Raw genomic sequence first — 12,241 nt, 5'->3', positions numbered from 1 at the left:
GTTCCTGTCTACTCTCGTGAGCTCGTCGCGGCACTGATCAGTGGTTCAGTTCGAGCTTTGCGCAACGATTCTCGCTCGGTCGCCGTCATGCCGCCCCAGATTCCGTGGGGTTCCCCGGTCTGGATGGCGTGCACCAGGCATCTCTGCACGACAGGGCATCTGGCGCACACCAGCTTCGCCGAACTCTCGCGCTTCGCTCGCCTGGAGCCGCGCTCGTTCGTGTCGTCGTAGAACAGAGCGGGGTCGGTGTCGCGGCAGGTGCCGGACAGTTGCCAATCCCACTCGTCGGCAAGGGGCCTGGGAGATGTGTAGGAGCGCATGAACATGGACGTTCCCTTCGCTGCGTGACGAACTCGACTCGGATCGCGGATCCAGGTCGGGTGTTAAGGCAAAGCTCGGTCCCGCCGGCCTGAACCGGCGGGACCTTCGAGGCTCCTCCCTCGAGGGGGAAGATTTCGGGGGTACCTCTGGTCGGTCATTACCCAGCCGTACAACTTTTGAATCCCGGTCGTCAGGAATTCTTTCGATCCACGGCACGTCGTTCTGCTGCGGCGACAAGACCACCGGCGATGTCGCGCACCTTGACGTTCCATTCCTGCGACATCTGGACCAGAAAGTCGAAGGCTTGGTCGGCCGAGCACTCACGCTCGGCCATCAGTAATCCCTTGGCCTGCTCGATCAAGGGCCGAGAATCCAAAGCTCTTCTCAGTTCGTCATTTTCCGCGCGAAGGCGGGTGAGGACGTCTGACGCCGAACTGGACTGCTGAGCCAGCGGTCGTTGAACCTCGTATACACGATGAAGCACACCGATGACCCTGCCGTCATCATCGGTGACGGCGGAATTCACCGTATTCCAATAGCGGGTGACAAACATCCCGCTCCCGCGCTCGTCGCGCACGTCGTAACGCTGAGTCGGCAGTGCGTCCCGAGTTCGGGACCGCATCGTGCGCTCGAATGACGCTGTCAACGAGAAGATTCCATCGGCAAACGAGTCGTCGGGATTGTCGGGGAAGGCTTCGAACACTTCCACTCGGTGCAATTGATCGAGGCTGCGACCGGATACGGCAAGGTATTCGTCGTTTGCGCCCTGGATACGAAAATCGCTGTCCACGAGCAGAAGAGAAGAACTGCTTGCCGCAAATCGATCGCTACGAACGATCGAGCGGAGAGTGCTCGAACTCATGATTGTGTCGTTTCTGTCCTGTCTTCGACGGTTGCGGCCCCTGATATTTCAGATGATATTTCAGAAGTAGGTGATCGCGAGAACTCCAAGGGCGGTGCCTGCCACGATCGATCCGAACAACAAACGCTGCTGCAACACGAACATCTGATACTCGCGACGTGTTTGTGTCGACGTGCCGCGCGAGTCCGCAGACATGCTCTTGCCCTTTCCTGTTGTGGGGAGTGCGATTTCGGCCGACCCCCGATCGGCCGAAACCGCGGACGGTGCGTCAGTTCTGACGCGCCTCATTTGCGGCATCCTGCTCGGTGGACGCGCCTTCGTGTACGAGGCTGCCACCCGAGTTCTCGAGGTGAGCACGAACGAACCACTGGAACTTTTCCAACTGCGCCGTCTGGCCGATCAACATGTCCTCGGTGATCGGATCGATCTTGCCGACGCTGTCGATTGCGGTGCGACTGTCGGTGATGATCCCGGTGTAGACGAGGTCGAGCGCAGCGAGGTGCGCACGAGCGTCGTCGCGGCCGACGGAGTAGTCGTCCCACGTTCGATCGCGCTCGATTGCTCCCGCGGTGCCCTTGGGTGAGTTACCCAGTGCCGCGATACGTTCGGCCACATCGTCGGCGTAGCCGCGAACCAACTCCACCTGAGGGTCGATCATCTCGTGCACGCCGATGAAGTTGGGGCCCACGACGTTCCAGTGAACGTGCTTGAGCGTGAGGTGAAGATCGTTGTAGGCGCTGAGGCGTTCCTGCAGAATATCGGCGACGGACGAACCGTCTGCGCTGCTCAGTCCCGGTACGGTGAACTCGGACATATGTTTTCCTCTCGTCTTGATGGGGATCGCCCTCCAGTGGGGCGGTCTCGCGCCATCGTCAATCGGATCGCGTGTCGGTCAGGTTCAGTGCGCGAGTGCTACTGGCTCCTCTGTCACCGGGTCGCCGTACATCATCGCGATTCGGCGCTTGACCTCTTCGGTTGTCAAAGTCGCACTTGCGACAGTGATTCCGATGCCGGTGGTGCTCTCGCCCTGTGTGGGCGGGATGTCGATCGTCGTCATCTTGCTCCCGGTGAAGAGTGTGCCGTGAGGGAGTCGGCTGAACCACCGGCTCCGACGTCTGGGTGTTCTGCGCCTTCGAGCTCCAGTTATGACGCTTTCAGGTGCTACAAAATCTATATCAGCCGATGTAGATAATTGGCAAGGCTACTTCGATTCGCGGGCGAAGGAAAGCGCATTGTGCAATCTTGCCGAAATCGGCTTTGATCTGCCATTTCACGCCTTTTCTGCTGGACGATTCTTGTTGTCAGTGGTCCTGGACACGCTTGAATCTATGTCCTGGGCGTCAGATTCACTGCGTGATGGTGCTAAGGTCGGGTGACGCCGATTGAGACAGCCCACACCGAACTAGGAGGTTCCAGTGACGTCGGAATCCCAGACCCGGGCGCTGCGCGGCGTGTACGGGATCTCAGTGATGTCTGAACTGTCCGGGGTAGGACCTCAGACGCTGCGCCTTTACGAGCGAAGGGGCTTGCTCACACCAACCCGCACCGATGGCGGTACGCGCCGGTACAGCGAGGCCGACCTGGATACGCTCGGACGAATCACCGCGCTGATCGACGACGGAGTCAATCTCGTCGGTATTCGTCTGATTCTGTCCCTCGAGGCCGAGAATGCAGTCTTAGCGGCTCGAATCAGCCAGTTGACCGCCGAGGGGGACTAGTGGTGCTGCTCGAGACGATGCCGTTCAGGATGGAGTTTCGGTGCGGGTAGGGTCGCCGAAGTCCGCGTCGGCGGAGATTTTGTTCCCTGCCGCTGCGATCTGTTCGAGCGCGGCGTCCAAAGCATCGACCAACCATTGATGCGACGCTTCCGCGAGGAGGCGATCCGGAGTGTCGGTGTTCTCGGATTGGAAGAACCGCACCAGCCACGATTCTCCGTTGTCGGGTCGATCGGAGAGTCCAGCCGCGGTATTGGTCGCCAGAAGGAACCGGTTGTATTCGAGGTCAACACGAATGGCGTACTCGCCGAACAGGTTCACCACGTTGGCCGGCCGATGAGTAGCGGCAGCGAGCGCAATGAGAGCGTCGTTGTAGGTTTCGGAGTACTTCATCGTGAGGGGCATGGTCGGCCTGTCTTTCTGGGCCGATGCAGCATTGCACGGCTATGTCGAGGAAATCAGTTCGCAGCCGCTGCTTGACGATGAACTGAAACCAATCCTAGCTCGAGTCTCCGAGCGCACTGACGCAAGCCCGTGAGGGTCAGTTGTTGCGCGCAAAGTTCGACTCACGCTCCGTGACGAACTGATCGTCCGGAAGCGGTCCGGGTGGGGCAAGCGCAGTCAGGAACGACTCGGCCCACTGATGCACATCGTGTGTCATGACCTGTCGATGCAGCGCAGCCATACGGCGACGGCCTTCCTTCGGATCCTGATGAACCGCGGTCAGGATCGTATTCTTCACGCCGTCCAAATCGTGCGGGTTGACCAGGTATGACTGTCGTAATTCCATTGCGGCACCGGTGAACTCGCTGAGAACGAGAGCACCTCCGAGGTCGCCACGACAGGCCACGTACTCCTTGGCCACCAGATTCATCCCGTCGCGCATCGGCGTCACGAGCATGACGTCGGCAGCGACGAACAGTGCGATCAGTTCTTCACGGTCGACCGGCTGATACAGGTAGTGAACGACGGGGCGGCCGATCTGACTGTGGTCACCGTTGATGCGGCCCACCTGCTCTTCGATGACGCAACGCAGGTCGATATAGTGCTGCACGCGTTCACGACTGGGCGTCGCGAGCTGCACCATCGTGTACTTCTCCGGATCCAGACGATCCTCGTCGAGGAGTTCCTTCAAGGCTTGAAGCCGCAGGTCGATACCCTTGGTGTAGTCCAGCCGGTCGACTCCCAGCAAGATTTTCTCGGGATTTCCCAGCTCTTCCTTCAACTCGCGCGCGCGACGCAGGACCGAATCGCTTTTCGACTGGCGCTCGAGTTCGGCAGAATCGACGGAGATGGGAAAGGCGCCCACCTTGACGACGCGAGAATCGAAATCCACATGCCCGAGCGCACTTCGAACACCGACGCCCGCGGTCGTCGTCTTGAGGCCGAGAAGTTTGCGGGCCAAGAACAGGAAATTGTTTGCGCCACCAGGTAAGTGGAAGCCGATCAGATCGGCGCCCAGCATTCCCCTGACGATCTCCTTGCGCCACGGAAGCTGCATGAAGAGCTCGACCGGAGGGAACGGGATATGAAGAAAGAACCCGATCGTCAGATCTGGCCGCAGCTCGCGCAGCATCGCCGGCACAAGTTGCAACTGATAGTCCTGCACCCAGACAGTCGCTCCGTCCGCGGCGCAACGCGCGGTTTCCTCGGCGAACCGCTGGTTGACTGCGACGTAGGTGTGCCACCACGACCGCTCGAACGTCGGAGCCACCAGAACGTCGTGGTAGAGCGGCCACAACGTGTCGTTGGAGAACCCCTCGTAGTACTCGGCGAGGTCCTGAGAGGTCAGCTCGACGGGAAACAGACGAAGGCCGTCAACCACTATCGGATCGACCTTCTCGTCCGCGACCCCCGGCCAGCCGACCCAGGCGCCATCCCGCTGTCGCAGGATGGGTTCGAGCGCAGTGACGAGCCCACCCGGACTTCGCTTCCAGTTCTTGCTTCCGTCTTCGTCGGTTTCGAGATCGACCGGCAGTCGGTTTGCGACGACGACGAATTCGGAGAGCTTTTCGAGATCGGTACTCACGCCGACATCGGCTCCGCCAGGGTCTCGTCCAGGACGGAGGTCGAGGACAGGTACGCGACTGCATCGGCTGTCGAGTCGGTGTACACGATGTCGGTGTCCATCTTCAGAAGAGACAGCGGACGCCTGACAGGGTGCGCTGCGACGAGCGTCCACGGCACGCCGAGCCTCCGTGCCTTGGCCGACAGAGTCTCGATGATGGAAAGACCTCCGACGGAGATGAACTGGACGTCCGAGCAGTCGAGTACGAACGGGTGTCGCTCACCGATCAGGTCGTCGACGCAGGCAGCGAAATCAGCTCGGGACCGGACGTCGATCTCGCCGCTGACCACGAGCGACTGAATGTTTTCGGCACAGGTCGTCGTGAAGGTGGGGGGACTGTCCGTACGCTCATCTGTAGTTCTCGAAAACTCGTTCATCGAAACTCCTGACGGATTGCTCGAAACGGTTCGTTCGAACGGTCTGGTTCGAAACGGTTTCGTTCGAAACCGGGAAACGGCACGGGAAGCAACGCACGAACCGTGCTCGTCTTCAACGGCTGGGTACTCAACCGTGCTGAGTGCCTACCTTACCGCATCGCGAAAACCCAGGTGAAAAGCGTTAGATCCGTACGGATTTCAAGGTCCCGTGAGCGTCGGCCCACGGGACCTTGGTCCCGATGGTTCAGACCTTCCGGGATCAGTCGGTGTCAGTCGCCGGGCCGGTGCTCGAGGCTCCGCCCTCGTCGGCCCACGTACGTTCGCCCGACGGATCGGTCTGAACGTCCTTGGGTGCGGTGTCGGAGCCGGTTCCCGGACCGTGGTCGGTGCCGGTGGTCTGCGGCTCGTCCGTCTGATCCGTGCGGTCGGTGGAATTCTGTTCACTCATGGTGTGCGTTTCCTTCGGGAAGTCGTTGTTCATGTACTTGTCGTTTCCTGCTCACCCGCGAGGGGTACTCAGTAGGGGGTAGTGCGTCACGTCGAGCCAGTACGTCACGTCGAGTCCATACCGGCAAAGTCAGCTGTCACCGAAGCAGGAGATTTCACGTGAACCATATGACCGTGACGACCGAACACCTGCGTGCACTGCTGGGCAGTGGCCCCCATTCGGAACTGGTAGCGGTCGGGGGCGAGATCGAGATCTACGTCCCCGATGAAGAAGGGTTCGGTCTCGAGGGTATCTCGCTTGTCACTCGCGAGCAGTTGGCCGAACGTCTACCGTCCTCACCCGACAACCCCGACGAAGGTGAACTACGTATCGCCGCAGAATCGTTGAGCGAGATGATCGCCGAACTCGGCGGTTGAACTCCGAAGTTCGGGGCAGCCGACGTCAGATCTGCGGGATCGGATCCGGAGGGTACGGGTTCGGTGGCGTCGGAGTCGGTGGCACGGGCGGCGGATTCATCGGATCGGGTGGTGTCGGCGCCGGTGGTGTCGGCGGCCCCGGGTCGGGGGCGGGGCCCGGATCCGGTGGTGGGGGAGTGGTCATGAGTGCCGGGTTCCCAAACACTTGCCGAACAAACACCTAGTGTTCGGAGTGGCTTTTGGTGTTCCCTTCGGCAGGTAGATCATCGACGATGTCGACTACGGCGACGTGGATGCTCTCTGCAGAGACCGGTGGGTCCGTGTCGCCGAGGATCAGGTGAACGACGTCCACGACGGTGAACCGAACCCGGTCCGACAGTTCGGCCAGATCCACTCCGTATGGCGCTGCCAGTTCGATACGTAATGAACGTATTTCGTGGCCGTCGACGAAGAACTCGATGCTGCTCGGCGAGCAGTGGTGCCGAGAACGTATCTCGGCGGCCAAGTGGGTGCGGAGTACGTGATCGCTCACCGACACAGTGCCTAGACGTGGACCTTCCGACGCGTGTGCGTCGAGCGGCCAACCGGACGCCGAGGTCGACCGTAGCGCCCGGATCACCTTGTCGCTGATTCGATCCCAGCCCGGCTCGGGAGCGTTCCGCAGGACGTCGGATGCGTGCGCCATCAATGCGTCGGTTCGTGATTCAGTCATCGCCACCTCGTCATTCGTTCACTCAGGTTAGCCCGTGCACGATGGTGATGCCCGCGCACCGCATCCGGGGTGAGTCTTAGAATCTTGCCGATTTGAACGAACGTGAGCATCTCCACCTCTCGCAGCGTCCATGCCGCACGCTGGCGATAAGGCAGTTCACCCAACGCTTCTTCCAGTGCCTCGAGGAACGCGGAGTTCGAGGTCGTGTCGAACGGGCCGGCCTCGGGAGACGGCACGAGAGGATCGAGCAATCTGTCGTCGATCGGTTGAGCTCTCTTGATTCGATAGCTGTCCACGATCTTTCGGGAACAGATCGCGAAAAGCCATGTTCGCATCGACGATTCGCCACGAAACGAATCGAGTCGACGCCAGGCGGCCACGAAGGTGTCCTGGACTACCTCGAGAATGTCACCTTCGTCTGCGAGCATGCGACGCGCATAGCGGTGAAGTGCAGGTCCGTAGTAGTGCACCAGTGACTCGAATGCTTCTCGGTCGCCGAGTATCGCAGCGTTCACTGTCGCGGTGTCCAAACCGTCAGGTGCTTCGGTGAGCCCCTGTGTATGCGGTAACGCCACAGTCGCTCCTCTCGCGGAAATGCGGAAAACTCGGCTGCGTTCGAAGATTGTTCGCCCGGCCGGGGCGTTGAATGTTACGGACAGTAACTAACAAGTGTCAGTGATGCACGTCACCTGACTGGGGCATTCGGTTTTGCCTTCGAGTGACGACTACACAGGTAGATCGATCAACAGGAGGAGATGACAATGGTCAGCACGCAGGTTGCGACAGCATCTACGAAGGATGTTGCATCATCGAACGACTCGGCTCTCGTGAGTTCGCAAGGAAAGACGTCGATCGCCGACACCGTTGTCTCGAAGATTGCCGGCATCGCCACGCGAGAGGTGAGCGGTGTGTACGACGTCGGCGGCGGAGCGTCGCGGGTTGTCGGGGCACTGCGCGAGCGGATCCCCGGCGCGAGTGTCAACCACTCCCAGGGAGTATCGGTCGAGGTCGGCGAAAAGCAGGCAGCGGTCGACATCGACATCGTGGCCGAGTACGGCGTATCGCTCGCCGATCTGGCCACCGGCATTCGCCGCAACGTCATTGCGGCGCTCGAACGGATGACGGGTCTCGAAGTGACCGAGGTGAACATCACGGTTCACGACGTTCACCTCGACGAGGGCAGTGACGACGAAACCGGCGAGCCCAAGACTGCACGGGTGCAGTGAGTTCCGAAATCGCCGACACCATCGCGGCGGCTGTGACGGGGATACCTGGGGTCGCCTCGCTTCATGCCGGAATGTTCGGCGAGGTTGGCACGTACCTCCCCGGTCGCCGCGTCGTCGGCGTGCGGGTGACGGAGTCGTCGACAGACATCCATGTGTGCATCTTCGCCGACGCCGCCGTTCGAGATACGGCTTTACGTATCCGCCAAGCGGTTTCAGGACTCGTTACAGGCCCCGTGAACGTGACAGTGGAAGACGTAGTCGGTCGTGCGCACGATGCCTGAGCACTCTCGGGGTTCAGTTCCTGATCGCCGATCCGCACGCCGAGAGGCGATCAGGAGCTACCACCCCGACGTGGGCGGATCTGCTGACGCGCTCAATCGAGCGCTCGAACGCGTCGACCGGGACTTCGCGTCCCCGATCGGTGTGGGTGTGCGCAGGACACTGCGCGGCACGATGCGGCAGATAGCGAAACCCGCTCGGACCCAGTACACGCGTTTGCGCGCTCGGTTTCCGGGTGCCAAGACCTACACCGAGATCTGACTCGCACCATCGAACATCATCCACAACGGAGGATTCACATGACCACCTCGACTGTCGGCCTACTGGCAGGACTACTTCTCGGAGTCGCAGCTGCTGCAGGCGGTTTCACCGGATTCCTCATCGCTCTGGTTCTCGGTGTGATCGGATACCTCGTCGGTGGTCAGCGTGACGGCGAGTTCGATCTCGGTGTGATGCTGAAGGGTCGCGGACGTGGCTGAGACAGCTCGACCGGAGTCGTCTGTGCTTGGTGAGCCGGGCGATCGTGGAACGCTGACGATTCGAGACAGAGTCGCGCAGAAGTTGGTTCTCGAGGCGACGCGCGGGACCCCGGGGGTGCGTCATCACGCCGGCGGCATGGACAAACTGACCGGGCGTGAATTGCCGAGGGCGCGAGTGCTGGTATCCGGCAAGCGGGTACGGGCCAAGGTGGACATCGCGATCGAGTGGCCCGGATCCTTGTCGGTCATCGGTACCGCGGTGCGAGAGAACGTGACAACCCAGTTGCAGTCTGTATCGGGCCTGGACGTAGACGGCGTGGACGTGGCGATCGTGAGCGTTCTCCCGGCATCGACCAAGCGTGACGCGGGAAGGAAAGTGCGATGACCGCCGACAAGGTCGCACCACCCACTGCCTCGAGGGCTGCTGCTCCTGTTCCCCTTGCGGTGCCCGGATCGGCCGTCACGGGATTCCTCATCGCCGCGGCGCTACTTGCGCTCGGCGTGGTCGGCGTCCGCGACGCGCTGGTGGATACCGGCGTGATCACCGGGTCGCAGTGGATACCAAGTGCTGCCGCATATGTGGACGGGCTCGCGTACCAGGGTTGGATGTTGCCGGCGGGGATCGCAGCCGTCGTTCTCGGCCTGTGGTTCGTCATCCTCGGACTCAAACCGCGACGAAAGACTGCCAATGCCTTGGTCGGAGTCGCGAATACGTGGATCGATCCCGCCGATGTAGCGGCGATAGCGTCTGTTCGCGTCGAGTCACTGGCCCAGGTTCGATCCGCTTCGTCACACGCGACCCGGCGCAAGCTGGAAGTGAAGGCCTCGGTCACGCCCGATGGAGCCGCCACCGCTGAATCGGAAATCCGTGCGGTGCTGGGGGACTTGGCCGGGTCGCTGTCACCATCGCCGCGAATCAAGGTTCGTATCCAGACGGGATCGCTGTCATGACTCGGACGGCGACGGCGATGGATCGTATGGCGACATGCGTCGTAGGGATGCTTGCGATAGCGCTGGGAGTTGCAGCGATCCTGTGGAATCGCGACGTGATCAAGGATTTCCCGGCGCGTATCGAGATCCCGTGGGCTGAAGATCTTGTCGATCACTCGTGGTGGCCATGGGCTGTCGGAGCTGGGGGAGTACTGCTAGTCCTCCTCGCGTTGCGGTGGTTGATCGCGCATGTGCCGCTGCGTCGGGTGAAGGAGGTCACGGTCCCTGGGTCGAACTCGCACAATTCCATCACCGCGGATCTGGGTGCAGTGGCGGAAGGAGCGACCGCATCACTGGAGGACTTCGACGAAGTGTCGCGTGTCCGAGGAAAAGCGTTGCTCGATCGTGGAGTTCGCACGATCGATTTGCGAGTGACATTGAGACGTAGCGTCGTATCCGGATCGGAAACGTTGTCCGAGTTGATTTCTCGCGTCACCGATACGGTGGATCAAGTCGAGTCGATGGTCGGTGATCCATCCGTCGCGACCAGAACTCACATCGCCGTGGAAAGCGCGAAACGCGATGAGCCGAGAACTCTCTGATCAATCGAGGTTTGAGCCTCCCGGTGACCGGGTATTGGTAGACCTCCCGATCGTGCGCAGAGTCATGGATGTTGCTGTGGCACTGTGTGTCACGTTGCTCCTTGCGACCGTGACCTCGATGGCGATCGCGATCGTAGTGACGCTGATCATGTGCGCGTCGGTGAGTGTCGTTTCTCGTATGTGGTGAATCGCCAGTCATTTTGGTTCTGTCGTGAACACCTGATAGAAAGGTAAGCAGACAATGTGGCTGCTACTGAGTGCACGATCCCCCGCGTCGTGCGGCGGAGAGTCCGGTTGTGTGCAAACACAACCCGCGATCACGGTCTAGTTGCGCGGGCCGATCGCTCGGAACTCTCCCTTTACCGGCAGTCTCTCATTGCGCCGCCCCTCTTTACTCTAAGGAGTTCAAATGCTTCCTCTCGGTATCATCGCCTGGATCATCATCGGTGGACTGGCGGGTTGGATCGGCAGTAAGATCATGAAAACCGATGCGCAGCAGGGGATCTTCCTCAACATCGTTGTCGGTGTGATCGGCGGTCTGATCGGTGGTTTCCTGCTTCGAGTCTTCGGGGTCGATGTCGAGGGCGCGGGCTGGATCTTCAGCTTCCTCACTTGCCTCCTCGGCGCTGTCATCTTGCTGTTCCTGGTCAAGGCAGTCACCGGAAAACGTTGACACGCATTTGTCCACGCAGTTCGAGTTCGACTGAATCCACGACCGAATTCCACGGCTGAACGCACGACCGAATCCAAGAAGGAGAAATACATGTCTGACTTCATCGACAAGGCAAAGCACCGCGCTGAGGATCTCATCGGCGAGGCGAAGGAAAAGTTCGGAAACGCCACGGGCAACGATGATCTGGCTGCCGAGGGTGTTGCCGATCAGGGCGAGGCGAAGGTCAAGAAGGCCGGAGACACTGTCAGTGACAAGGTCTCGGATATCAAGGACAAGTTCACAAGCTGAGTGAGCTTCAGCGCGGTTGATCGGCACGTCCGGTCAACCGCGCTTTTGTGTGCCTCCCCGGCCGTTGCGGCTACCGCGATACGCGAACTTGCGCGTTTCTGCGAGCCACTCCGGAAGCATGCGCATGTGGGCCGGTGTGTTCAGAATCGGATCGAAGGACGGCTGGAGGCAATCCGGGTGGTCCTCGACTTCGTCGAGGCAGAGATGTCCGATCGGTATCAACTGAAGTTGAATCCTCGCGAGGTACACGGAGAAGTGCAGCGGGGAATGATCGACCGCAGCTTTCAATGCAGACAAAGAAGTGCCGGCCGGATGGACACCGCGCGGTGTCACGATCAGCCACGCCGCGGCACCGCCCGCGCGTGAGTAAGGAACCAGTGTGCTGTATCTCGCGCCGTTCCACGAGAAAGCCGGAGCTGGAAACATTTTCGAGAAGGTAGAAAGTCCTGATGTTGCGAGAAGAATGTCCCACGGGTTTTCATCTGCGCCGACATCGTGCAACCGAAGCGCCAGGCCGAGTACGTCGGGTAGGTCTCCGGGTGTTCCGAGGGCTTTCGACATTCGAGCGGTGACGGTAATCGTCGACGACTCCGATACCGGCCACCATGGGGTGGCCGGCTTCAATGTTCCCTTCAGTTCGATCCCGTGAGGGTGAAAAACCCTGGCCATGCGCAGCGATGATGCGAAGTGGAACGGCGCACCGACCAGCTTCCCGATCGCACTCTTGCCGGCGGGGATGATCGAATTGATCGTCACAGCTTCCTTTATCTGAGAATTCTCCGCCCGTGAAGCGCCCGGACTGGACGGACGTTCAGGCGTATTGACGGGCTTTTCAGTGGCGTCTT

Annotated in this window: 23 protein-coding genes; 11 read left to right on the top strand and 12 right to left on the bottom strand. The window is 60.6% G+C overall.

Annotated features, from left to right (window positions below):
* Window positions 1–8: 8 nt before the first annotated feature.
* The 5 genes from QRN54_RS16055 to QRN54_RS16035 form a co-directional block, all read right to left on the bottom strand.
* A complete protein-coding gene (locus tag QRN54_RS16055; RefSeq protein ID WP_003943622.1) occupies window positions 9–326 on the bottom strand; it encodes a WhiB family transcriptional regulator in 318 nt (105 codons plus the stop codon).
* A 185-nt stretch (window positions 327–511) separates the two neighbouring features.
* Complete coding sequence (locus QRN54_RS16050; protein WP_042925720.1) at window positions 512–1,183, bottom strand: ANTAR domain-containing response regulator; 672 nt, start codon at window positions 1,181–1,183, stop codon at window positions 512–514.
* Window positions 1,184–1,243: 60 nt separating this feature from the next.
* Entirely contained in the window at window positions 1,244–1,378 is a 135-nt protein-coding gene (locus tag QRN54_RS16045; protein WP_256082897.1) for a hypothetical protein, read from the bottom strand.
* Between the two features lie 73 nt (window positions 1,379–1,451).
* A complete protein-coding gene (locus QRN54_RS16040; protein ID WP_003943731.1) occupies window positions 1,452–1,997 on the bottom strand; it encodes a Dps family protein in 546 nt (181 codons plus the stop codon).
* Between the two features lie 84 nt (window positions 1,998–2,081).
* Window positions 2,082–2,240, bottom strand: a complete 159-nt coding sequence (locus QRN54_RS16035; RefSeq protein ID WP_003943664.1) for a hypothetical protein — start codon at window positions 2,238–2,240, stop codon at window positions 2,082–2,084.
* A gap of 358 nt (window positions 2,241–2,598) precedes the next feature.
* Here QRN54_RS16035 and QRN54_RS16030 point away from each other — a divergent pair, with 358 nt between their 5' ends.
* Window positions 2,599–2,901 (top strand): MerR family transcriptional regulator, encoded by a 303-nt coding sequence (locus QRN54_RS16030; RefSeq protein WP_003943719.1) that lies wholly within the window; start codon window positions 2,599–2,601, stop codon window positions 2,899–2,901.
* 24 nt (window positions 2,902–2,925) lie between these two features.
* On the opposite strand, the gene QRN54_RS16025 is transcribed toward QRN54_RS16030, so the two are convergent.
* From QRN54_RS16025 to QRN54_RS16010, 4 genes are all read right to left on the bottom strand, one after another.
* Window positions 2,926–3,303: a hypothetical protein gene (locus QRN54_RS16025; RefSeq protein ID WP_007726560.1), complete on the bottom strand. Its 378-nt coding sequence runs from the start codon at window positions 3,301–3,303 to the stop codon at window positions 2,926–2,928.
* Between the two features lie 136 nt (window positions 3,304–3,439).
* Window positions 3,440–4,927, bottom strand: a complete 1,488-nt coding sequence (locus QRN54_RS16020) for an alpha,alpha-trehalose-phosphate synthase (UDP-forming) (RefSeq protein WP_285182417.1) — start codon at window positions 4,925–4,927, stop codon at window positions 3,440–3,442.
* Window positions 4,924–5,343 carry an STAS domain-containing protein gene (locus tag QRN54_RS16015; protein WP_007726563.1) on the bottom strand — a complete coding sequence of 140 codons (420 nt, stop codon included), beginning with the start codon at window positions 5,341–5,343 and terminating at the stop codon, window positions 4,924–4,926. The genes QRN54_RS16020 and QRN54_RS16015 overlap by 4 nt, the downstream gene beginning before the upstream one ends.
* A gap of 259 nt (window positions 5,344–5,602) precedes the next feature.
* Window positions 5,603–5,791, bottom strand: a complete 189-nt coding sequence (locus tag QRN54_RS16010; RefSeq protein WP_136472457.1) for a PI-type proteinase — start codon at window positions 5,789–5,791, stop codon at window positions 5,603–5,605.
* 167 nt (window positions 5,792–5,958) lie between these two features.
* Between QRN54_RS16010 and QRN54_RS16005 the strand changes: the two genes are divergently transcribed.
* Window positions 5,959–6,207: a hypothetical protein gene (locus tag QRN54_RS16005; protein ID WP_007726566.1), complete on the top strand. Its 249-nt coding sequence runs from the start codon at window positions 5,959–5,961 to the stop codon at window positions 6,205–6,207.
* A 220-nt stretch (window positions 6,208–6,427) separates the two neighbouring features.
* Here the strand turns inward: QRN54_RS16005 and QRN54_RS16000 are convergent, their stop codons facing one another.
* Window positions 6,428–6,919: a hypothetical protein gene (locus QRN54_RS16000; protein ID WP_218960345.1), complete on the bottom strand. Its 492-nt coding sequence runs from the start codon at window positions 6,917–6,919 to the stop codon at window positions 6,428–6,430.
* Complete coding sequence (locus tag QRN54_RS15995; protein ID WP_007726571.1) at window positions 6,916–7,494, bottom strand: RNA polymerase sigma factor; 579 nt, start codon at window positions 7,492–7,494, stop codon at window positions 6,916–6,918. The genes QRN54_RS16000 and QRN54_RS15995 overlap by 4 nt, the downstream gene beginning before the upstream one ends.
* A gap of 186 nt (window positions 7,495–7,680) precedes the next feature.
* Here QRN54_RS15995 and QRN54_RS15990 point away from each other — a divergent pair, with 186 nt between their 5' ends.
* The 9 genes from QRN54_RS15990 (at window position 7,681) to QRN54_RS15950 (ending at window position 11,396) form a co-directional block, all read left to right on the top strand.
* Entirely contained in the window at window positions 7,681–8,145 is a 465-nt protein-coding gene (locus QRN54_RS15990) for an Asp23/Gls24 family envelope stress response protein (protein WP_003943699.1), read from the top strand.
* Window positions 8,142–8,426 (top strand): Asp23/Gls24 family envelope stress response protein, encoded by a 285-nt coding sequence (locus QRN54_RS15985; protein ID WP_042452304.1) that lies wholly within the window; start codon window positions 8,142–8,144, stop codon window positions 8,424–8,426. The genes QRN54_RS15990 and QRN54_RS15985 overlap by 4 nt, the downstream gene beginning before the upstream one ends.
* Before the next feature lie 70 nt (window positions 8,427–8,496).
* Window positions 8,497–8,685 carry a hypothetical protein gene (locus QRN54_RS15980; RefSeq protein WP_007726577.1) on the top strand — a complete coding sequence of 63 codons (189 nt, stop codon included), beginning with the start codon at window positions 8,497–8,499 and terminating at the stop codon, window positions 8,683–8,685.
* 38 nt (window positions 8,686–8,723) lie between these two features.
* The gene (locus QRN54_RS15975; protein WP_003943629.1) at window positions 8,724–8,903 is read left to right on the top strand and encodes a hypothetical protein; all 180 of its coding nucleotides are present in this window, start codon (window positions 8,724–8,726) and stop codon (window positions 8,901–8,903) included.
* Window positions 8,896–9,288: an Asp23/Gls24 family envelope stress response protein gene (locus QRN54_RS15970; RefSeq protein WP_064689401.1), complete on the top strand. Its 393-nt coding sequence runs from the start codon at window positions 8,896–8,898 to the stop codon at window positions 9,286–9,288. Before QRN54_RS15975 ends, QRN54_RS15970 begins: the two co-directional genes overlap by 8 nt.
* Window positions 9,285–9,854, top strand: a complete 570-nt coding sequence (locus tag QRN54_RS15965; protein WP_064689400.1) for a DUF6286 domain-containing protein — start codon at window positions 9,285–9,287, stop codon at window positions 9,852–9,854. Before QRN54_RS15970 ends, QRN54_RS15965 begins: the two co-directional genes overlap by 4 nt.
* Complete coding sequence (locus QRN54_RS15960; protein WP_064689399.1) at window positions 9,851–10,435, top strand: hypothetical protein; 585 nt, start codon at window positions 9,851–9,853, stop codon at window positions 10,433–10,435. The genes QRN54_RS15965 and QRN54_RS15960 overlap by 4 nt, the downstream gene beginning before the upstream one ends.
* Window positions 10,436–10,844: 409 nt before the next feature.
* Window positions 10,845–11,108 (top strand): GlsB/YeaQ/YmgE family stress response membrane protein, encoded by a 264-nt coding sequence (locus QRN54_RS15955; protein WP_003943661.1) that lies wholly within the window; start codon window positions 10,845–10,847, stop codon window positions 11,106–11,108.
* Between the two features lie 90 nt (window positions 11,109–11,198).
* On the top strand, window positions 11,199–11,396 hold the full coding sequence (locus QRN54_RS15950) for a CsbD family protein (RefSeq protein WP_007726588.1): 198 nt from the start codon (window positions 11,199–11,201) through the stop codon (window positions 11,394–11,396).
* Window positions 11,397–11,429: 33 nt separating this feature from the next.
* Here the strand turns inward: QRN54_RS15950 and QRN54_RS15945 are convergent, their stop codons facing one another.
* Window positions 11,430–12,152, bottom strand: a complete 723-nt coding sequence (locus QRN54_RS15945) for a hypothetical protein (protein WP_003943634.1) — start codon at window positions 12,150–12,152, stop codon at window positions 11,430–11,432.
* Between the last annotated feature and the right edge of the window lie 89 nt (window positions 12,153–12,241).

The organism is Rhodococcus sp. MEB032 (assembly GCF_030208925.1).
GTDB classification, from domain to species: Bacteria; Actinomycetota; Actinomycetes; order Mycobacteriales; family Mycobacteriaceae; genus Rhodococcus_F; species Rhodococcus_F qingshengii.
The sequence above is the reverse complement of the archived record's forward strand: the minus strand, read 5'-3'. Positions and strand labels throughout refer to the sequence as shown.